Here is a 19,621-nt window from a genome sequence, read left to right as displayed (position 1 = left end):
TAATTGCAAAGAAATTTAAGGTGTCAGGCGAGTAATGTCGTTAAACAATACCAACGCCGTTAAAGCGAAAAGCACTATCATGCCCACTCGAAAACCAATTTCCTGAACGTGTTCGGGAACTGGCTTACCGCGCACCCACTCAATGATGTAATACACCAGATGACCACCGTCCAACATCGGAATCGGTAGTAGGTTAAAAATACCTAAGCTGACGCTAATTAACGCTAAAAAACTTAGGAAATAGACCAGCCCATATGAAGCATGGTCCCCAGCACCAACCGCAATACCAACCGGCCCGCTGAGATTTTTAACCGATACATCGCCGGTTATTAATTTTCTTATCATATTGACGCTCAGCGTCATTAACTGCCACGTTCTATCTAAGCTTTGCGGAATTGCCTGAAGTGGCCCGTATTGCAAATTAAAATAATAATCTGCGGGTACCGGGTCTGTTTCAGGGGCTACTCCCAGAATACCAGTGCCGTTCTGGTTATCAGTGTGCACCCAGACATCCTGTTGTTCGCCACCGCGCTCTATAGTCACTGCCAAGTTTTGGTTTGGACGTGCAGCAATAAAGCTCCTTATTTGTTCCCATTGCATAGGTATAGTTCCGTCGATACCTATAATTTTGTCGCCTGCAAGCAATCCAGCGCGTTCTGCTGGTGAATCAGGTAAAACTTGGGCTAACGTATTGTATGCCCGCGGCTGGTATATCTGCATGCCCAAAGCACCAATCGTTGAATCACGATCTGGATCAAATTGCCATTGGGTTAAATCCAGCGTGACTTCACGCTGCTGCCCTTCTAAGTCAGCTACCAGCCATGTACTTTCACGGCCACCAATACGCTCGACTAACGCCAAATTGACTGCCTGCCATTCAGGCGTGCGACGATTATCAATTTGCATAATCATATCGCCGCGCTGCAATCCTGCCTGCGCTGCCACACTATCTGCTGCTACATCACCTACCACCGGACGCAACGACGGTGTGCCTAAAATATACACCAGCCAAAGCACTAAAAAAGCAAAGATAAAATTAAACACCGGACCAGCGAGCACAATTGCAATGCGTTGTGATATCGGCTTATGGTCAAAGCTACGTTGTTCGTCACCTGGCTGTAAGGTGTCAACACGCCCATCTAACATTCGCACATAGCCGCCAAGTGGCACCATCGCTATTTGATAGCGTGTACCGTCTTTAGCAACCCGCGACCACAAAGGTTTACCAAAGCCAACAGAAAAAGTTAATACTTGCACGCCACAGCGCCGCGCGACCCAAAAGTGGCCGAACTCATGAAACGTCACCACCACACCGATTGCGACGAAAAATGCGCCAAGAATCCAAAGTATTTGTTCCATCTATGCCATTGCTCGCATTAATGTCTGGGAAACACGGCGGACTTCTTGGTCAAAAGCCACCACTGCCTGAATACATTCTAAATTTGGTAAATCCATCTGCTGCAACACTTGATCACACAACTGCGCAATCTGGGTAAAGCCAATCTGACCGTTTAAAAATGCCGCCACAGCTTCTTCATTGGTTGCGTTCAATGCCGTTGTCGCGGCCTGCCCCTGCCAGCATGCTTGTTGCGCTAAGGACAAACATGGAAAGCGCTGTACATCAGGCTGCACGAACGTTAACTCACTGATGCGGGCAAAATCTAAGGCATTTACACCACTGACACCGCGCTCAGGGTACAACATACTGTGGGCGATAGGAGTCCGCATATCCGGCTGCCCCATCTGCGCCAACACCGACCCATCGCGGTATTGTACCATGGAGTGGATAACACTTTGAGGATGAATCAGCACCTGTAGTTGCTCAGGCTGGCAATTAAAAAGCCAGCGCGCTTCAATGTACTCCAAACCTTTATTCAGCATGGTCGCTGAATCCACGGAGATTTTCTGCCCCATCGTCCAGTTTGGGTGCGCACAAGCTGCGCTTGGTGTTTGCGCACTCAGTTCATCTAAGGGCAGGTTTAGAAAAGGACCGCCGGAACCAGTCAATAGAATATGCTGTATTCCATGCGCGTGCAGTTGCATGGTGCCTACTTGCTGTTGCAACTCTGGGGTTAAACACTGAAATATTGCGTTGTGTTCACTATCAACGGGAAGCAACTCAGCTTGTGAGCGTACTAGCTCGTCAATAAACAATTGACCGCTCATTACCAAGGCTTCTTTATTCGCTAGCAACACTCGCTTACCAGCGCGCACCGCAGCCAAGGTTGGAGCTAGACCTGCAGCGCCGACAATCGCGGCCATTATTTGGTCAACCTCGTGAGCTGCGCATACTTGCTCCAGTGCCTGCGCGCCAACAAGCACTTCGGTACGACAACCACCAGGCAGTTGCTGGCGTAATTGCTCAGCCGCACGGGTATCCACCATGACCGCATAACTCGGCTGATGGCGCTGACATAAGGTGAGCATGTCTGCGACGTTGGTGTTCGCAGTTAACGCAAACACCTGAAAGCGCTCAGGGTGCTGGGCTATCACGTCCAACGTATTCTGGCCGATAGAGCCGGTGGCACCTAGTATGGTAATTCGCTGTAACTTCATGAAACGTATTGGGTATGAATCAGTAGTAAGTAGCCAAGTGCGAACACCGGCAAGGCCGCAGTTAAGCTATCAATGCGGTCTAGCACCCCGCCATGCCCTGGCAAAATCGTGCCACTGTCTTTGACGCCTGCGCAACGCTTAAACATGCTCTCGCTCAAATCGCCAAATACCGATACCATCACAGTGGCTAAACCGACTGTATAAAAACCGACGTACAGTTCGCGCGGAACGGGCACCCATTGCGCCACAATGACCATCACGATAAATGCCAACACTACCCCACCACACAAACCTTCGATGGTCTTGTTCGGGCTGACCGCAGGGATCATTTTATGCTTACCGAGCATGCGTCCAGCCGCATAGGCACCGACGTCTGCGGCCCATACTAACGCAAAAATAAATAACACGGTCCAGGCACCGAATAACGGCTGAGTGTCATAATGCAGTGCACGGACGCTCACCAGTGCAGCCCAAGCTGGCACTAACACCAATAATCCAAAAACCCCAACATAGATACGACTGCGCCGCCACATGCGTTGACTGCGCGGAAAGTTAAGCACCATAACGACAGCAGCTAACCACCAAAGTACGCCGAGGCTAATTGCGACCACCATGGGCATCGCTAAACCATCGGGTTGCCACAATTGGTTCATCGGCACAATCAGGTACAACCCTAAAATAAGTGCGACCACTAAGGCAGTGTAGGCAACACGCCCAGCGAACTTACGAACGCCCATTAAGGGGGACCACTCCCACGCACCAATGCCTAAGGCTGCAAGGGCAAAGAGTGCAAAACCATTGGGGTTGAGTAAGAAAATACAGGCTAATGCAACTGGCAATAATACCAACGCGGTTAGAATACGTTGTTTAAGCAAAATTAGTCCTCAAGTGTATCACTCGCCATTAATTCTTGTATTTGTTGGCTTGTGAGTCCAAAGCGTCGTTCGCGCGCAACATAGCAATTAATTGCTTGAGCGAACACCGCATCATCAAAGTCGGGCCACAGCGTATCGCAAAAAAATAACTCTGCGTAGGCTAACTGCCACAGCAGAAAATTGCTGATGCGGACATCGCCGCCCGTGCGGATAAGTAGGTCTGGCGGCGGGCAGTCCTGTAAGGTCAAATAGCTCGCCAGCTTCGCCTCGTTCAAGTCTGCCGCGTGTGCACGCCCCTGCTCTACTTCCATAGCAAATCGCTGCGCCGCCTGCATCATATCCCATCGCCCACCATAATTGGCAGCAATATTTAACACCAGCTCGCGATTTGCCGCGGTTTGTTGCTCGGCTTGCTGGATCTTCTGCTGCAAGCGCGGACTGAACTTGCTCACATCACCAATAATTTTTAGCTGCACACCGTGTTGATTCAACACGTCAACTTCGCGCTGCAAAACTGTCGCGAAAAGTTCCATCAGCACTTTCACTTCGAGCGCAGGACGGTTCCAGTTTTCGCTACTAAAAGCAAACAACGTGAGCGCTTGAATCCCATTACGACGCGCGAACGCCACCGCACGGCGAACCGCATGGGCGCCAGCTTTGTGGCCACTAGTGCGTGCCTTACCGCGTTGCTGCGCCCAACGACCATTACCATCCATAATAATCGCCACGTGCTTGGGCAGCATGCTTGAGTCCAGTCCTGTGGTGTCTTGGTCAGTCATCTTTTATTCACAAAAAATAAACGCCGCGCAAGTATACCTGACACGGCGTTCAGCTCCAATGGCTCAACCTAATGAGCGCTTAAACTTCCATCAGCTCTGCTTCTTTAGACGCTAATAATTCATCAATTTTCTTGATTGCGTCGTCAGTGATCTTCTGGATATCGTCTTGCGCTTTACGGTCATCATCTTCTGTGATTTCTTTTTCTTTCAACAGTTCCTTAATATCACCATTTGCGTCGCGGCGGATGTTGCGCACTGCCACTCGACCTTGCTCAGCTTCAGCGCGTACAACTTTAACTAAGTCGCGGCGGCGCTCTTCCGTTAATGGTGGTAATGGCACTCGAATCACCGTACCAGCAGACGCTGGATTCAAGCCTAAGTCAGAGGTCATAATGGCTTTTTCAATCGCACCGGTAGTGGATTTATCAAAAACTGTAATGGCCAAAGTACGCGAGTCTTCGGTGGTGATGTTCGCCAACTGCTTGAGTGGCGTGTCCGCACCATAGTAGCTCACCTTAATGCCGTCTAGCAGGCTTGGATGAGCACGCCCTGTGCGTACTTTAGACATTTGAGTTTTAAGAGCTTCGACACTTTTGTTCATGCGCTCTTTGGCATCTTTAATCACGTCGTTAATCACAATGCTTCACCTTACTTGAATGTCGTCGATTACTATTCTTGATGACTAATAATGGTGCCTTCTTGCTCGCCCATAATGACAGCTTTGAGCGCGCCCGGCTTATTCATATTAAAAACTTGGATAGGTAACCCATGGTCACGCGCCAAGGTAAATGCGGCCAGATCCATCACCTTCAGCTCATTTGACAATACTTCGTCATAGGTAATGTGTTGATACAAGGTTGCATTTGGATCTTTAACCGGGTCGGCAGAGTATACACCATCGACCTTAGTTCCTTTTAATACCACGTCTGCTTCAATTTCGATACCGCGTAAACAGGCTGCTGAATCTGTGGTAAAAAATGGATTACCGGTGCCCGCAGAGAATATGACCACTCGACCTGATTTGAGCAAGCTAATTGCTTCCGCCCAATTATAGCTATCACACACACCTGTCAGCTCAATGGCTGACATCAAGCGCGCATTCACATACGAGCGGTGCAATGCGTCACGCATGGCTAACCCGTTCATGACGGTCGCTAACATCCCCATGTGGTCACCGACCACCCGATTCATACCGGCTTTCGCCAAACCTTCACCGCGAAATAAGTTGCCGCCGCCAATCACCAAGCCGACCTGGACACCCAACTCAACCACTTCTTTGATCTCTTGTGCCATGCGGTCTAACACTTTGGCGTCGATACCGAAGGGCTCATCGCCCATCAGTGCCTCACCACTTAATTTCAACAGCACTCGGCGGTAGTTGGGTTTCGGATTAGTGCTCATAGGGTTCGCTTCCTTATTGATGCATGCTGGATAAAATCAGGTCAAAAAAAACCGCGCCCTGCCGTTAACACGAGGCGCGGTTAGTTTGAGTTAGTTCAGTACTGGCGTCAATGCCACGGTTACTTAGCCTTTTTTAGCGGCTGCAACCTGAGCCTGAACTTCAGACGCGAAGTCTTCTTCTTTCTTCTCGATACCTTCGCCTACTTCAAAGCGAACGAAATCAAGAACGTCAGCACCGTTGGCTTTCAACAATTCGCCGACAGTTTGTGCTGGGTCTTTAACGAAAGGCTGACCAGTTAAGCTGATTTCGCCAGTGAATTTCTTCATCCGACCTTCAACCATTTTCTCAGCGATTTCTTTTGGCTTACCAGACTGCATAGCAATCTCGACTTGAATGTCGCGCTCTTTGTCGACAACTTCAGCCGCTACGTCTTCTGGCTTAACGAATTGCGGGTTGCTTGCAGCAACGTGCATGGCTACGTCTTTCGCCAGTTCGTCAGAACCGCCAGTCATTACGACAGCAACACCGATACGGCCGCTGTGTACGTAAGTGACTACGCGATCACCGCCTGATACAGTTTTAACACGGCGAACATTCATGTTTTCGCCGATTTTAGCGACTAGGTTAGCACGCATTTCTTCAACGCTGTTCTCGCCCAGGCTAGTGCTGTTTAAACTATCGATGTCGTTTTCTTGGTTAGCAAATGCTGCAGCAACCACTTGGTCACCAAATGCCAAGAAACTCTTGTCACGAGATACGAAGTCAGTTTCGCAGTTCAGCTCAACCAAAGTACCTACGTTACCTTCTGCTTTAGTTAAAATAACACCTTCAGCAGCAACGCGGCCTGCTTTCTTAGCAGCTTTAGCTTGACCACTTTTACGCATGTTATCGATCGCAACCTCGATGTCACCATTGGTTTCCATCAAAGCTTTTTTACAATCCATCATGCCAGCGCCTGTGCGCTCACGTAATTCTTTTACAAGTGCGGCAGTTACAGCCATTATCTTGTCCTCAACCAATCTGATTCAAATAAAACCCGGTGTCTGACCTAAGTTAGACACCGGGCCGTGTAATTCAGTTGTGTCGCTTATTCAGCGTCAGCTTCAACGAATTCGTCTTGCTCAGATGCAACAGCTGCACCTGACTGTTGACGGCCTTCGCTCACTGCTTTCGCTGCTGCGCCTAAGTACAGCTGGATGGCACGGATAGCATCGTCGTTACCAGGGATAACGAAATCAACGCCGTCAGGGTTTGAGTTGGTATCAACGATAGCTACAACTGGAATACCCAGGTTGTTAGCTTCTTTAATCGCAATGTGCTCATGATCAGCGTCGATCACGAACAATACGTCAGGCAAACCGCCCATGTTTTTGATACCACCAAGGCTTTTTTCCAGCTTTTCCATTTCACGCGTGTTAACCAGCGCTTCTTTCTTGGTTAGCTTTTCAAAAGTACCGTCTTGGCTTTGTGCTTCAAGGTCTTTCAGACGCTTGATTGACTGACGAACGGTTTTCCAGTTAGTCAGCATACCACCTAACCAACGGTGGTTAACGAAGTACTGGTTGCTAGCTAAGGCAGTTTCTTTCACAGCTTCAGCAGCAGCGCGCTTAGTACCGACGAAAAGAATTTTACCGTTGTTCGCTGCAGTGTTTTGCAAGAAGCTCAATGCATCATTGAACATTGGAACAGTTTGCTCCAAGTTGATGATGTGGATCTTGTTGCGAGCACCGAAGATGAATGGCTTCATCTTAGGGTTCCAGTAACGAGTTTGGTGACCGAAGTGGACACCTGCTTTTAGCATGTCACGCATTGACACTGTTGCCATTTTGATTTCCTCAATCAGGGGTTACGCCTCCATATACCCCATGTCACCGACCCAACCGCTTCAATCACGCGCAAATTGCGCAATCAAGCTTGCCGAGCACCCCGGGACACGTGCCGGTATATGTGTGTAATGTTTAAGTTTAATTTGCCAAGATTGGCGGTTCACCCGAAGGTGGCTCCGATACCTGTTCGGTGCGGCGCGATTTATACCATAAACGCCACTTATTGGCAAAATTTTCTCAACTTTACAGCTTGGCTGCATGGCTAAGGTGCGAGCCCACGCAGGGTCTGATACACTATCCTTTATCATGATGGCGGTAACACGCGTATCGCTGCATTTAACGTCATTCTGTTATTACTTTTGGCGCAACTCGAGTTGGATTATGTCGATTAAAATTAAAACTGCTGAAGAAATTGAGAAAATGCGTGCGGCTGGTCAATTGGCGGCCAATGTTTTAGAAATGATTTCTGAGCACGTACAGGCTGGGATCACCACCGACGAACTGAATACGATTTGTCACGATTATATTTTGGCCCATGACGCTTACCCAGCACCACTTAATTATCACGGCTTTCCAAAGTCGATTTGTACATCTGTGAATCATTGCGTATGTCACGGTATTCCGAATGAAAAGCCGCTCAAAAATGGCGATATTATTAATATCGACGTAACCGTGAAAAAAGATGGTTACCACGGCGACACCAGCAAGATGTTTGTGGTTGGCGAAGGCTCAATTCTAGCCAATCGCCTCACTAAAGTTACCCAAGAATCCCTGTATAAAGCGATTCGTATGGTAAAACCTGGTGTGCGCTTGGGTGACATTGGCCATGAAATTCAAAAATACGCAGAAGGCTTTGGCTACTCAATTGTGCGTGAGTTCTGTGGCCACGGTATCGGTGATGAATTTCATGAAGAACCACAAGTGTTGCATTATGGCCGCCCTGGCACTGGTGTTGAGCTTAAGGCCGGTATGTGTTTAACCATTGAGCCGATGGTCAATGCGGGTAAACGCCATACCAAAATTTTGAAAGACGGCTGGACCGTGCTGACTAAAGACCGTAGTTTAAGCGCGCAGTGGGAACACACCTTGCTGGTCACTGACGACGGCGTTGAAATTTTAACGCTACGCAATGATGAAACCATTGAGCGTGTGATTCGTCACAGCTAGTTAACTTTAAAGGTACCCTGAGCGGCCATGCAATCGTCCTATCCACCGAACTTAAGCGGTCTGTATCCGATTCGCTGGCCTGCGCAGCTCAACGACGTCAAAGCGTTCCGACTTGCACTAAGCCAATACAGCGACTGGGCCAACGAGCAGTTTGTTAGTGCTGATATTGACACCTTGGTGCAGCACCGTAGTTATTTTATTGATAGTTTGCTGAGCCACTTGTGGCAGCGCTTTAAACTGACAAACACCAATGTGTGCTTGCTCGCCGTGGGCGGCTATGGGCGCGGCGTGTTACACCCATGCTCAGACGTCGATGTACTGTTTTTGCACCAAGGTGAATTAAGCTCTGCGGACGCTGAGCAAATTGGCCAACTCGTCACCCTGTTGTGGGATTTAAAGCTAGATACCGGACACTCGGTGCGCAGCGTTGCCCATTGCCTGCAAAGCGCAGGCGACGACATTACGATTGCTACCAATTTGATTGAAAATCGCTGGATTTGCGGTGATGAGAAATTAGCGGCGCAACTTCAGCAGCGTATTTATCAAGATTTCCCATGGAGCAGTCGTGCTTTTTACCAAGCCAAAGTCGATGAGCAGCAGTCACGTCATAGTCGCTTTCATGGCACCTCATATAATCTTGAGCCCAATATTAAGTCATCCCCAGGCGGACTGCGCGACATTCAAACCATCGGCTGGATAGCCAAGCAACACTTTCGCACTAAAAGCGATGAAAGCTTGGTTGAATACCACTACATCAGTGCCGACGAACTGCTTGAACTGCGCGAGTGCACCAGTTTTTTATGGCGTGTGCGCTACGCTTTGCATGTAGAAGCGGGTAAAGGCGAAGACCGCTTATTATTCGATTATCAGCCAGGTGTCGCCATGCGGCTTGGATACGGGCGTGAGGGCAAGCGTTCGGTCGAACCGCTGATGAAAGATTATTTCAAAGTCGTGCTACGAGTCAGCGAGCTTAACCGGATGCTATTGCAGTTTTTTGCCCAAGCCATTTTGGGCGAACGTAAAAGCGCTGACACCGAAATTTTAGACCAAGACTTTATGATCAGTGGGCATCAATTATGGGCTCGCCACGATAATGTGTTTGCCCGCCCCCAGGCGTTGATGCGTTTTTTCTTACTCATTGCTGAGCGTGAAGACATCGAAGGCATTCACTCGCATACCCTACGTTTACTTAGAAATGCGCGCGCTCAACTGACTCAACCGCTGAGCCACTGCCCGACATGCCGGGACTATTTCAAAGCCATTGTGCGCCACCCACGTGGGTTCGGTTTAGCGTTCACGCTGATGCATAAGCATGGCATCATGGCGAATTATTTACCCCAATGGCAACATATTGTCGGCCAGATGCAGTTTGACTTATTTCACGCTTACACCGTGGATGAGCACACCTATCGTCTACTTAATAATATCTACCGCTTTACCCTCACCGACAAGCGCGATGACTTTGCCCTTTGTAGCGAGTTAGTCCAACAGATGGACAAACCTGAGTTATTGTTTTTGGCTGGAATTTTTCACGATATTGCCAAGGGCCGCGGCGGTGATCACTCGGAGCTTGGCGAATTAGACGCGCGTCATTTTTGTCAGCAGCACGAGTATTCCGAGGATGATGCCGATTTAGTCGCCTGGCTGGTGCGCCAGCACTTACTTATGTCTGTTACTGCCCAAAAACGTGATATTTATGACCCCGAAGTCATTCAGCAGTTTGCTAAAGAAGTGGGCAGCCTGACGCGGTTGCAATATTTATATTGTTTAACAGTTGCCGATATTCGCGCGACTAACAGCAACCTATGGAATAACTGGAAAGCAACGCTACTTGAAGAGCTGTATCACGCCTGTGCACATGTATTGCAACAGGATGGTGAGAACAGCATGGATGTGCGCGCACGCATTAGCCAAAATAAAGCCGGTGCCATGGGTTTATTACTCAGTGCCGGCTATATGGCCAATGAAGTGAATCAACTCTGGGCGCGGTTTACCGCCGACTATTTTAATCGCCATACGCCTGAACAAATAGCCTGGCACAGCCAAGCGATTGTGCATTTGCAAGAGCACCAGTTACCGCTGATTTTAATCGGTGACGAAAATAATCACGGCACTACTGAATTATTTATCTACCACCATGAAGAAAGCCACTTATTCGCCAATGTAGCAGCAGTGCTCGACGGAGAATGTTTAAGCATTCACGACGCACAAATTTTGAATACCCGTGACGGCTATGTGATGGATACCTTTATTTTATTGCAAACCGACGGTAAGCCGCTGGTCGATGCGCAGCGTATCGAAGAAGTGAAGCAGCACTTATATGATGTGTTGCGCAAACGTCGCCATGCGCCGACCAACCAGCGTCGTTTACCGCGGCGCTTGCGTAATTTTAAAGTACCAACCAAAGTCACTTTTTTGGCGCAAAAAAATAGCCGCCGCACCACCTTTGAGTTGGTTACCTTGGATAGGCCTGGTTTAATTGCCACCCTGGCAAAAGTGTTTCAACGCCTGGATATCACCTTGCAAGCAGCAAAAATCACCACGATAGGCGAGCAAGCAGAAGATTTATTTATGGTCACTGATGCGAATCATCATGCGCTGAGTGAAAGCCAATGTAACCGCCTTAAAGAGGCGATTATTAGTCAGCTTGAGTCGCACCCATCGCGCCAGCAGTAATGTGATTCCCAACTCAGTTTGAAAAACATTGATAGTAAAGAGGAAGTAACCAATGCAAACATTGCAACAGACCATTGAGGCCGCATTTGAAAAGCGTGCTGAATTTTCTCCAAACCAAGCACCGAATGACGTGCGTGAAGCCGTGCGTGATGTCCTCGCAGGGCTCGACGCTGGAAGCTTACGCGTCGCCGAGAAAATTGATGGTGCTTGGGTAGTTCATGAATGGGTAAAAAAAGCGGTTCTACTGTCATTTCGACTCAATGACAATGAAGTCATGGACGGCGCCGAAACGCGCTTTTTCGACAAAGTTCCTAGCAAATACGCCAATTATTCTGAAGCGGATTTTAAACGTGACGGCGTACGCATTGTGCCACCTGCGATGGTGCGTAAAGGCTCATTTCTGGGTAAAAATGTGGTCGCGATGCCAAGCTATGTGAATTTAGGCGCTTATGTGGATGAAGGTAGCATGATCGATACTTGGGCGACCGTGGGTTCTTGTGCTCAAATTGGAAAAAATGTTCATTTATCGGGCGGCGTTGGTATTGGTGGTGTACTTGAGCCGCTGCAAGCCAACCCTACTATTATCGAAGACAACTGCTTCATTGGCGCGCGCTCTGAAATTGTCGAGGGCGTCATTGTGGAAGAAGGTGCGGTGATTTCGATGGGTGTTTATATTGGCCAAAGCACACGCATTTTCGACCGTGAAACCGGTGAAGTTCATTATGGTCGGGTGCCAGCCGGCTCTGTGGTAGTGCCTGGCTCGTTACCAGCCAAAGATGGCAGCCATAGCTTGTACGCCGCCATTATCGTTAAAAAAGTCGATGCGAAAACCCGCGCTAAAGTCGGTATCAACGAATTATTGCGCGCAGCTGAATAACTCTACAGCAATGATTTCCATGTGATTCACAAGCCGACCTTCAGGTCGGCTTGTTACTATTTGAAGGCGCGTAAAAATAACTCCGGTACTGGTAAGCGCAAATTCACTTCTTTTCCCGTCACTGGGTGATTAAATTCCAGGCCAGTTGCACAGAGTAACAAACGATGGCTATCAAAGTGACTGCGGAAAAACGCGTTGTGGCGGCCATCACCGTGGCTGGTATCGCCAATAATCGGATGGCGAATATGCGCCAAATGACGGCGCAACTGATGCTTACGCCCAGTTTTCGGCGATAACTGCACCAATGAATAACGCGAGGTCGCATGGCGCGTACTAACTTGATAAGGCAATTCAACCTGGCGCAAGCACATGAAATCCGTCACCGCACTTTGCGCAGGCTTATCTCGCTGCGCCTGCTTATCGGCGACTTTATCCAGCTCTTCTTTCAATGGGTAATCAATCTGACCGTGCTCAGTGACGTATCCTCGCACCACCGCATGGTACATTTTGCGTACTTCGCGGGACGCAAAGCGCTCGCTCATTGCCCGTGCTGTGTCAGGATCAAGGGCAAATAACAAAATACCTGAGGTTGGGCGATCTAACCGATGCACTGGGTACACATGTTGGCCAATTTGGTCACGCAGCATTTGCATTGCAAATTCCCGTGCCTCTGCGGCAAGCCATGAGCGATGCACAAGTAAGCCGGCGGGCTTGTCTATCGCCACCAAATACTCATCTTGATAAATAATGTCTAACTGCTTCTTGGTCACTGCCGCTGGGTCCGTATGCATGCGTCTCCTAACTTGCCTGTAGGGGATCAACACCAGTGACTAAGGTATCAATCTCTCGCAAGCATGCAATCAAATTGCGATGAATTTTTAACTCGCCACGATACACTTGAACCGCCATCGGGCTGACCGCCATTTTATCCGGAAGCGGGTGACGCTGGGCGATAAGCACCTGCATTCGTGGTATCATCACAAATTGCAGCCACTGATGAAACGCTAACGTATCCACCGCAAATGGCTCTACGCTGCGCAGTGCCGCCGCTGCTGGGGGCTTTGACTGCCATAGTTGGAGGCTTTTAAGCTCATCGCTAAGCTGCTCTAAAAGCTGTTGAATCTGTTGATATTTCAATACAATGTCTCAATTGGTTAGCTCAATGATTTGGCTCTATACATTTGTTCGCACTATGAGTACGCGTTATGCCACAACAAGATAACTTTCACGTCGATACCTTATCTGACTTTCTGCAAGCCGCCGACACCCATTATCACATTTTTGACCTCGGCCGTCTTGTCCGCGTGATCCCAAAACAGACCTTTGCAGCCATCGAAGCGGGACAAATGCCCTACCCAACTCCGTTACAGCAGCACGCATGGCTAGGTATTGTTTTTTGGCGCCGCCAAGATACCCAAGCCAGCAACCCCTATATTTGGTTTGCCAAATTTCCAGTGGATGAGCGCGGTTTACTTAGCCACGCCGCACGCCAGCACTTTCTGCAAATTATTGTCGAAGCGCTTGGCCGTGATTTAACCGCGCAAACAACGCCAGAACAAGAGGCATTATTAAAACAAAATCCATATTTGTTTACCCCCAACGATGATAAGCGCGCAGCCTTTCATGCCCAAGTGAGTCAGCGCCTAGAGCAGGCGCCTAGTATCTACTTTGATGACGTGCAGTCTTTTCTATTGGCCCAGCAATCACCTGAACAGTGGCAACAGCTTGGCGTTCAAGGGTTACATGACGTAGCTCAGCGCTTGGCGCAACAACCCAAAGTTGCTGATTCTATCGCGCAACATTGGCAAGCTTGGCCGCAAGCGTTTAAACCCGCAATGGCTGCGGCATTAGAGCATGGTGAGTTACCGACCAGTCTACGCGCTAACCTCTGCGCTCAATGTGTTGCCGCCTGCCGGCAGCCGCAACCTGATTTAGCTAACATTATCTTGCTGATCCGCGCTTTAGCTGGCAGTTTGAATAGTGAGCCTGAGTCCAAAGCATGGCAACCCCTGCGCCAGGCACTTACCCAGCTATGTCGTGCCCTTGCCAGCGACCCTAGTTCCGCCACTGCGCAAACGCACATCGACCTGCTGGTAGTCATTGCAGCCCGGGCCTGGCCGCTACTCACCGACGACACCTTACGTAATGAATACCTCCACGCTGTGAGTCATCACACCGATTTATTTGCGCATATTTTCGCTGATTTAGTGGCGCTGCCGGTGTTGAGAATTTATTTGCTACAGCTGCTCAGCCAACCCCAGCATTTGCCAACACAGGTTCAAACCGCCCTGCAATTCATGCAACAGCGCCTGCGAGGTCAACATGTTCGATCTTCATAGTGTGCTGGGTCTGGCGGCAATTGCCACTATCGCTGGCTTATTTTGGCAATTTCGTCGCTTAGGAGAACGCGCCCAAGCCCACGCGCAACACTACTGTAAGCAGCATAAATTACAGTATTTAGATATTGCACGTCAGCACGGAAAGTTTCGTCTTTCGCGACGCGGCCCAGTGTGGCAAACGGAATTTACTTTCGGGTTTAGTAGTGACCGGGAGCACCGCTATGAAGGCACATTGATTTATGCCAATACGCGGCTGCAACGGGTAGATATGCCTGTGTACCGCACACTTGAACCAGACGTTGCTTAAATTTAGATGTGATACGCAGACACACTGCACGCATAGCCAGCGAAGTTAACTTCTCGCTTCTGACCTCCCAGTCAAGTTAGCTATGCGCCAGCGCTGATTGCAGTGTAGTGCGCTCTTGCCCTGTCAGACGAATGCCTCACGCATTATGCGCGATTGCCCTCAGTGCGTTGGCGCTTTGCAGCCTGTGCCGCTGCACTTTGTGGAAGCCCTAGCAAGCCAGCCCAAAAATCCTTATACATCACCCAGTCGCCCCACAGGCTATACAGCGGGTGTTTAAAGGTGGCTGGCTTATTGTGCTCAAAGATAAAGTGACCTAGCCACGCAAAACCGTAACCCGCCACTGGTGCCAATAACAACCACGCAGGCTGACGCTGGATGATCGCCAGCGCAATCACAGCCAGTACCAAGGTACTACCAATATAGTGCAGCGCCCGACACGTTGGATTGCTGTGCTCAGCCAAGTAGTACGGGTAAAATTGTTTGAACGACGAAAATGCCATGGTTAGTCCTTCTCAGGCTTGGTATGCGCTAGCATAGCCTGACGTGACAACGCCATCAACTGCCCACCAACGCCGTCGACTTCAATCGTCGCGATGTGCTCAAAATGCTGATGCGCAAGAAAAGTTTGATATGGAGGACGCGTCGCTAATGCGACGACGGCTTGCGCACTGGGATGCGCCGTAAGTAAGCTTTGCGCCGCCTGCACCAGTAAGTGCCCCAACCCCTTGTGTTGATATCTTGGATGCACCGCAATGAAATCTAACATCAGATAGTCGTCAAAACCGACCGCGTCAGCAATTTTTTGCTCTTTGCGCAGCATTTGTCGCGTGCTCACAAAACCTGCGGTGAGCAGCATACGCAAGCGCCAATGCCACAGACGACTAGGGCCTTGTTGGGCTTGAACATGGCTCATGCACACCACACCCTCCAGTGTATCAGCACTGTATAAACCCACCATGGCTTGCTGGTGTTGCCAAAACGTATTTAATTCTTCCCGGATCGCCGCACGCAAGCGCTGCTCATAGCCGTCTTTTTCAGCTTTAAAAATTTGCCGGAACATTGGGTCGTCTTGGTAAGCTTTAAATAACAACGAGGCTGCCACCCGAATATCTTCCGCGGCTAAATACGCCAGTTTTGACTGTTTCGGTAACGCGGGGGATGTTTCTGTTTGTTCGCCTTGCATGGCAGCCTCTTATTGTTATCAGCAATGTATAGTATTTATGATGAACCGTTGCGTGCCGGCGATTGCAACAATACGTTGAGTTGATTGTGGCCCCAGCCAATTAAAGTGTCTTGTTCAAACACTAACGGGGTACATTCATCTTTGGTGGTTTTACCATCCGCCGTGACGCGCTGAGTACGATAATACAAGACCCTATACTGTCCATTGTCCAAGCGCAAATTTTCGTCAAAATCGGGCGCGCCCATCAACGTAACAACGTCATCCAGTGCGCGGCCTTCGCTCAAGGTCGCAATGTGCTGACGATTCTGGTGCTCCTAAGGCGATAACTCGAGATATATTCATTGTTGTTGTCCCATCTAGTTACATTGATCACCAGTTATTCTGGTGATTTCAGTCAAGCAAGAATAAGATCAACTTAGATATTCAATTAAAAACAACAAGTTAACTAAATTAAACTCAGCACCTGTTAGCAATTTTGACGATAAAGTAGTGAAAACCACCGCAACTAATCTGCTACCACCCGAGCTTGACACTGGTGCAAAAAAGCCGTCAGGTTGGGTGCTAATTCTGCATGCTGAGGCTTACCTGCGTACTCAAGCCCCACCACCCCAGTGGCGTTATCGACTGAAATAATTAAGTCTTCGCTTTCTTCGCCAGTACCGATAAACAAGGTTTCCGGCTGCCCTAAACGCCGCTTCATTAACACGTGGGCAATAAGGTTGCGTTGTAAACGATCAAGGTCTTCACTGCACATGACCTGTGACAACACCACTGGGTGGGTGTCGACAGTGACATACAGGTCGGCCGCAAAAAACTGACCGTAGAAAGCCTTAACCTGCGCGTTTAGTGGCATCTCTAAGCCATGTTCAACCCCGCTAAAGTCCGCTTTCGGCTGCTGTAACACTGGGCGCCAAGCCACCTCGCCGTAGCGCACCTCTGAGGCGTAACAGGGGGCTTGCCACTCATCGATATATTCAGTGGTTGGCTGGCGATCAACGTCCGCATACGCTGCTTGATAGCGTTGGTGTAAATCACTCAGGGCTTGAATAAGTTCAGAGCTTGAGGTCGTGTTCGACATGGCAGTTACATCCAGTAAGGTTTACAATAGCGCCATTCTAATCGTCGGAGGTACCAGATGCCAGACCAAAACCCGAACCCTTTAGCGCACCTGACCTTAGGTCAAGCCACCGATTACCAAGATCAGTATAACCCTAAGTTGTTGCAAGCGGTGCCACGGGCATTGAATCGCGAGCCAATTGATATCGGCGTCAACGGCGCTGAATTGCCTTTTATCGGCGTTGACCTGTGGACGGGTTACGAAGTGTCATGGCTGAACAGCAAGGGCTTGCCTCAGATTGCTATCGCGGTGTTTAGCGTGCCGGCTTATTCACCCAACTTGATTGAGTCAAAATCATTTAAACTCTACCTCAATAGTTTTAACCAAACTCGCATTGACGACTGGTCAACTGTGACTGAACGTATGGTCGCCGATCTCAGTGTGTGTGCGGGCGCTAGCGTTGATGTTCAGTTGCTGACATTGGGCCAGTTTGCTGCCCAGTATCCAATTCAAGCCGTGGCCGGCGAATCCTTGGATACCCAAGATATTCAAATTGACGGATATGATTACACACCCGCAATGCTGCGCAGTGATCCTGACGTCATTGTTGAAGAAATCCTTACAAGCGATTTATTGAAGTCAAATTGTTTAATTACTAATCAACCAGATTGGGGTTCTGTGCGTATAGCCTATAAAGGGCCGCAAATTGCCCGTGACACACTGCTTCAGTACTTAGTATCGTTTCGCAGTCACAACGAGTTTCATGAGCAGTGTGTAGAACGTATTTTTCAAGACCTGATGCGATATTGTGCTTGCCACTCGTTGACCGTTGAGGCACGTTATACACGACGTGGTGGACTAGATATTAACCCTGTGCGCGCATCCCATGATCGTCACGACTACAAAAATAGCATCAGTAGTCGCACGGTGCGCCAGTAACGCTTGGGGCAAAAGCGCGCGGCGCGACCGCGCCAATACGCACATCCGAGGACGGATACGCTGGTATTTACATTATGGAATTGTCATACTAGGTGGGTCGGAGCGCAAGCCTATGCAATTAAAACCCTGTAGGACACTGAGTGAGCAGTAATCAGTTAAACGATCAACATTATTCAAGCGATATAAAAACCTTACTCGAGTTTATCAATCGACTCGGAAGCTCAGTTCATGGTTTTAGCCATGAAATTGACAGCAAAATATCCAGAATCAAAGCTTTAAGCGAATCAGGCCAGGTTGAAATTGAGCAGCTTAAGCCGCTATTTAGCTCGGTAGGTTTGGTTTTACAAAAAGAAAAACAACGCATTGAACAAACCGTCAGTCAAGCGCATCATCATGCATTCCAAGCTACCCAAGGGCTACTCGACTGTGAGCAGTTAAGCAGCGCGGAAAAAGAGCAAGTTCGAGCATTGAAACACCGCATTGACGCTCCCCTGCTTTCTTACACTGAATTACTCCCGCTGTTGAGCGAGATTATCAGCCTGTTGCAACGACGCGTCACCGAGCCAGTTGCGCAAAGTCATGCCGATGCGGCACACATTAATCAATTGCAGTACGAAGTGAGTAATATTTTAGCCACCGTGGATTTTCGCGGTCACCCCAGCACCAGCTTACAAGCGCTCAAGCAACGCTTGCTAACCCCCCTTGACCTCGTGCAGTTGCTCGAAAGTTGTATGCAAGCGCTACGTTTAGTGTTGCAGGGCGTCAATGACGAGCGTCAATCAGCGCAGCAATTCTTGTTATCGCTCAGTGATGCGCTTGATTCGGTTGGTAAAGCGCTGTCAAAAGCGATGCATTATCACGAACAAGGTGCAGACGCACAAAGTGAGCTGAGTAAGAAGCTTGAGTCGCAATTGCACGCCCTCTCGGGTGCGGTGCAATCGGCAACCAATTTGCAGGATTTAAAACAGCAAGTGCATGCCCATGTTACCAGTATTGGTACTACGCTAACGCACAAATTCAAGCTTGAACAGGCCGAGCGCCAGCGCTTACATGCGCAGCTGTTAAGCATGCAGTCACGTCTGGAAGACGTCGAAAGCGAAGCGCTGATGTACAAACGTAAACTGAGTGAGCAAAAGTTTAAAAACTTACAAGATAGTTTAACGCGGCTGCCTAACCGCGCTGCGTTCGAAGAGCGTTTACAGTTAGAGTATCAGCGCTGGCAAAGCTACGCGGCGCCGCTATGTATTGCAGTCGCTGATATTGATAACTTTAAAGTGATCAATGACACCTACGGGCACACGGCGGGTGACAAGACGTTGCAAGTGATTGCCAACATGCTCAAGAAATCGTTACGCGAAACAGACTTTGTTTGTCGTTACGGTGGCGAAGAGTTTGTGATAATCTTTCCCCAGACAACCTTAGACGTTGCCTTGGAATTACTAGAAAAAGCCCGGCATCGGGTAAAAAGCATTCCGTTTAAGTTTAAACAAGCCAACATATCGATCACAATTTCCGCTGGGGTATCTAGCTTTAATACCAAAGATTCCCCGAGCCGAGTATTCGAGCGCGCAGATCGCGCCTTATATCAAGCCAAAGACGCTGGCCGTGATCGCGTATGTCAACTATAAGCCGCAGGAG

The 19,621-nt window shown here is 49.1% G+C and carries 20 protein-coding genes and 1 pseudogene; 7 read left to right on the top strand and 14 right to left on the bottom strand.

Going from position 1 to position 19,621, the window contains the following annotated elements; all coding sequences use genetic code 11:
- Window positions 1–15: 15 nt before the first annotated feature.
- The 8 genes from rseP to rpsB form a co-directional block, all read right to left on the bottom strand.
- On the bottom strand, window positions 16–1,359 hold the full coding sequence (gene rseP, locus CWE07_RS09385; protein WP_111569690.1) for a sigma E protease regulator RseP: 1,344 nt from the start codon (window positions 1,357–1,359) through the stop codon (window positions 16–18).
- A complete protein-coding gene (gene ispC / locus CWE07_RS09380; protein WP_111569691.1) occupies window positions 1,360–2,556 on the bottom strand; it encodes a 1-deoxy-D-xylulose-5-phosphate reductoisomerase in 1,197 nt (398 codons plus the stop codon).
- Window positions 2,553–3,431, bottom strand: coding sequence for a phosphatidate cytidylyltransferase (locus tag CWE07_RS09375; protein WP_111569692.1), 879 nt, complete (start codon window positions 3,429–3,431; stop codon window positions 2,553–2,555). Before CWE07_RS09375 ends, ispC begins: the two co-directional genes overlap by 4 nt.
- 2 nt (window positions 3,432–3,433) lie before the next feature.
- The gene (gene uppS, locus CWE07_RS09370) at window positions 3,434–4,210 is read right to left on the bottom strand and encodes a polyprenyl diphosphate synthase (RefSeq protein ID WP_111569693.1); all 777 of its coding nucleotides are present in this window, start codon (window positions 4,208–4,210) and stop codon (window positions 3,434–3,436) included.
- A gap of 79 nt (window positions 4,211–4,289) precedes the next feature.
- Complete coding sequence (gene frr, locus CWE07_RS09365) at window positions 4,290–4,811, bottom strand: ribosome recycling factor (protein WP_420836545.1); 522 nt, start codon at window positions 4,809–4,811, stop codon at window positions 4,290–4,292.
- A 68-nt stretch (window positions 4,812–4,879) separates the two neighbouring features.
- Window positions 4,880–5,611 (bottom strand): UMP kinase, encoded by a 732-nt coding sequence (gene pyrH / locus CWE07_RS09360; protein ID WP_111569695.1) that lies wholly within the window; start codon window positions 5,609–5,611, stop codon window positions 4,880–4,882.
- Between the two features lie 123 nt (window positions 5,612–5,734).
- On the bottom strand, window positions 5,735–6,613 hold the full coding sequence (gene tsf / locus CWE07_RS09355; RefSeq protein ID WP_111569696.1) for a translation elongation factor Ts: 879 nt from the start codon (window positions 6,611–6,613) through the stop codon (window positions 5,735–5,737).
- An 86-nt stretch (window positions 6,614–6,699) separates the two neighbouring features.
- On the bottom strand, window positions 6,700–7,437 hold the full coding sequence (rpsB, locus tag CWE07_RS09350; RefSeq protein WP_111569697.1) for a 30S ribosomal protein S2: 738 nt from the start codon (window positions 7,435–7,437) through the stop codon (window positions 6,700–6,702).
- 382 nt (window positions 7,438–7,819) lie between these two features.
- Between rpsB and map the strand changes: the two genes are divergently transcribed.
- The 3 genes from map to dapD are packed head-to-tail and all read left to right on the top strand — an operon-like array spanning window position 7,820 to window position 12,158.
- Window positions 7,820–8,605: a type I methionyl aminopeptidase gene (gene map, locus CWE07_RS09345; protein ID WP_111569733.1), complete on the top strand. Its 786-nt coding sequence runs from the start codon at window positions 7,820–7,822 to the stop codon at window positions 8,603–8,605.
- 27 nt (window positions 8,606–8,632) lie between these two features.
- A complete protein-coding gene (gene glnD / locus CWE07_RS09340) occupies window positions 8,633–11,281 on the top strand; it encodes a [protein-PII] uridylyltransferase (protein WP_111569698.1) in 2,649 nt (882 codons plus the stop codon).
- Between the two features lie 52 nt (window positions 11,282–11,333).
- Window positions 11,334–12,158, top strand: coding sequence for a 2,3,4,5-tetrahydropyridine-2,6-dicarboxylate N-succinyltransferase (gene dapD, locus CWE07_RS09335; protein ID WP_111569699.1), 825 nt, complete (start codon window positions 11,334–11,336; stop codon window positions 12,156–12,158).
- A 56-nt stretch (window positions 12,159–12,214) separates the two neighbouring features.
- Here dapD and truC read toward each other — a convergent pair whose 3' ends face one another.
- Complete coding sequence (gene truC / locus CWE07_RS09330) at window positions 12,215–12,949, bottom strand: tRNA pseudouridine(65) synthase TruC (protein ID WP_111569700.1); 735 nt, start codon at window positions 12,947–12,949, stop codon at window positions 12,215–12,217.
- A 7-nt stretch (window positions 12,950–12,956) separates the two neighbouring features.
- Complete coding sequence (locus tag CWE07_RS09325) at window positions 12,957–13,295, bottom strand: YqcC family protein (RefSeq protein ID WP_241974115.1); 339 nt, start codon at window positions 13,293–13,295, stop codon at window positions 12,957–12,959.
- 68 nt (window positions 13,296–13,363) lie between these two features.
- Between CWE07_RS09325 and CWE07_RS09320 the strand changes: the two genes are divergently transcribed.
- Together CWE07_RS09320 and CWE07_RS09315 are read left to right on the top strand one after the other, a co-directional pair.
- Window positions 13,364–14,497 carry a DUF3549 family protein gene (locus tag CWE07_RS09320; RefSeq protein ID WP_111569702.1) on the top strand — a complete coding sequence of 378 codons (1,134 nt, stop codon included), beginning with the start codon at window positions 13,364–13,366 and terminating at the stop codon, window positions 14,495–14,497.
- On the top strand, window positions 14,481–14,804 hold the full coding sequence (locus CWE07_RS09315; RefSeq protein WP_111569703.1) for a DUF3301 domain-containing protein: 324 nt from the start codon (window positions 14,481–14,483) through the stop codon (window positions 14,802–14,804). Before CWE07_RS09320 ends, CWE07_RS09315 begins: the two co-directional genes overlap by 17 nt.
- Before the next feature lie 143 nt (window positions 14,805–14,947).
- On the opposite strand, the gene CWE07_RS09310 is transcribed toward CWE07_RS09315, so the two are convergent.
- The 4 genes and pseudogenes from CWE07_RS09310 to syd form a co-directional block, all read right to left on the bottom strand.
- On the bottom strand, window positions 14,948–15,304 hold the full coding sequence (locus CWE07_RS09310; protein ID WP_111569704.1) for an Mpo1-like protein: 357 nt from the start codon (window positions 15,302–15,304) through the stop codon (window positions 14,948–14,950).
- A 2-nt stretch (window positions 15,305–15,306) separates the two neighbouring features.
- Window positions 15,307–15,987, bottom strand: coding sequence for a GNAT family N-acetyltransferase (locus tag CWE07_RS09305; RefSeq protein ID WP_111569705.1), 681 nt, complete (start codon window positions 15,985–15,987; stop codon window positions 15,307–15,309).
- A 35-nt stretch (window positions 15,988–16,022) separates the two neighbouring features.
- Window positions 16,023–16,289: pseudogene (locus CWE07_RS09300) on the bottom strand (DUF3192 domain-containing protein); the annotation flags it as partial.
- Between the two features lie 203 nt (window positions 16,290–16,492).
- Window positions 16,493–17,065 carry a SecY-interacting protein gene (gene syd, locus CWE07_RS09295; RefSeq protein ID WP_111569707.1) on the bottom strand — a complete coding sequence of 191 codons (573 nt, stop codon included), beginning with the start codon at window positions 17,063–17,065 and terminating at the stop codon, window positions 16,493–16,495.
- Window positions 17,066–17,122: 57 nt separating this feature from the next.
- On the opposite strand from syd, the gene queF reads away from it, so the two are divergent.
- Both queF and CWE07_RS09285 read left to right on the top strand, forming a co-directional pair.
- Window positions 17,123–17,983, top strand: a complete 861-nt coding sequence (queF, locus tag CWE07_RS09290; RefSeq protein ID WP_111569708.1) for an NADPH-dependent 7-cyano-7-deazaguanine reductase QueF — start codon at window positions 17,123–17,125, stop codon at window positions 17,981–17,983.
- Window positions 17,984–18,123: 140 nt separating this feature from the next.
- Complete coding sequence (locus tag CWE07_RS09285) at window positions 18,124–19,611, top strand: GGDEF domain-containing protein (protein ID WP_111569709.1); 1,488 nt, start codon at window positions 18,124–18,126, stop codon at window positions 19,609–19,611.
- The last annotated feature ends 10 nt before the right edge of the window (window positions 19,612–19,621 follow it).

Origin of the sequence: Aliidiomarina maris, from assembly GCF_003987335.1 — a bacterium.
In the GTDB taxonomy this organism is placed as follows: domain Bacteria; phylum Pseudomonadota; class Gammaproteobacteria; order Enterobacterales; family Alteromonadaceae; genus Aliidiomarina; species Aliidiomarina maris.
The sequence above is the reverse complement of the archived record's forward strand: the minus strand, read 5'-3'. Positions and strand labels throughout refer to the sequence as shown.

What these genes read in the sequence shown, in the direction of transcription:
- CWE07_RS09320 (WP_111569702.1), top strand. Translation starts at nt 13,364, where the DNA reads ATGCCACAACAAGATAACTTTCACGTCGATACCTTATCTGACTTTCTG.
- truC (WP_111569700.1), bottom strand. Translation starts at nt 12,949, where the DNA reads ATGCATACGGACCCAGCGGCAGTGACCAAGAAGCAGTTAGACATTATT.
- glnD (WP_111569698.1), top strand. Translation starts at nt 8,633, where the DNA reads ATGCAATCGTCCTATCCACCGAACTTAAGCGGTCTGTATCCGATTCGC.
- CWE07_RS09310 (WP_111569704.1), bottom strand. Translation starts at nt 15,304, where the DNA reads ATGGCATTTTCGTCGTTCAAACAATTTTACCCGTACTACTTGGCTGAG.
- pyrH (WP_111569695.1), bottom strand. Translation starts at nt 5,611, where the DNA reads ATGAGCACTAATCCGAAACCCAACTACCGCCGAGTGCTGTTGAAATTA.
- map (WP_111569733.1), top strand. Translation starts at nt 7,820, where the DNA reads ATGTCGATTAAAATTAAAACTGCTGAAGAAATTGAGAAAATGCGTGCG.
- dapD (WP_111569699.1), top strand. Translation starts at nt 11,334, where the DNA reads ATGCAAACATTGCAACAGACCATTGAGGCCGCATTTGAAAAGCGTGCT.
- frr (WP_420836545.1), bottom strand. Translation starts at nt 4,811, where the DNA reads ATGAACAAAAGTGTCGAAGCTCTTAAAACTCAAATGTCTAAAGTACGC.
- CWE07_RS09315 (WP_111569703.1), top strand. Translation starts at nt 14,481, where the DNA reads ATGTTCGATCTTCATAGTGTGCTGGGTCTGGCGGCAATTGCCACTATC.
- queF (WP_111569708.1), top strand. Translation starts at nt 17,123, where the DNA reads ATGCCAGACCAAAACCCGAACCCTTTAGCGCACCTGACCTTAGGTCAA.
- rpsB (WP_111569697.1), bottom strand. Translation starts at nt 7,437, where the DNA reads ATGGCAACAGTGTCAATGCGTGACATGCTAAAAGCAGGTGTCCACTTC.
- uppS (WP_111569693.1), bottom strand. Translation starts at nt 4,210, where the DNA reads ATGACTGACCAAGACACCACAGGACTGGACTCAAGCATGCTGCCCAAG.
- ispC (WP_111569691.1), bottom strand. Translation starts at nt 2,556, where the DNA reads ATGAAGTTACAGCGAATTACCATACTAGGTGCCACCGGCTCTATCGGC.
- syd (WP_111569707.1), bottom strand. Translation starts at nt 17,065, where the DNA reads ATGTCGAACACGACCTCAAGCTCTGAACTTATTCAAGCCCTGAGTGAT.
- tsf (WP_111569696.1), bottom strand. Translation starts at nt 6,613, where the DNA reads ATGGCTGTAACTGCCGCACTTGTAAAAGAATTACGTGAGCGCACAGGC.
- CWE07_RS09305 (WP_111569705.1), bottom strand. Translation starts at nt 15,987, where the DNA reads ATGCAAGGCGAACAAACAGAAACATCCCCCGCGTTACCGAAACAGTCA.
- rseP (WP_111569690.1), bottom strand. Translation starts at nt 1,359, where the DNA reads ATGGAACAAATACTTTGGATTCTTGGCGCATTTTTCGTCGCAATCGGT.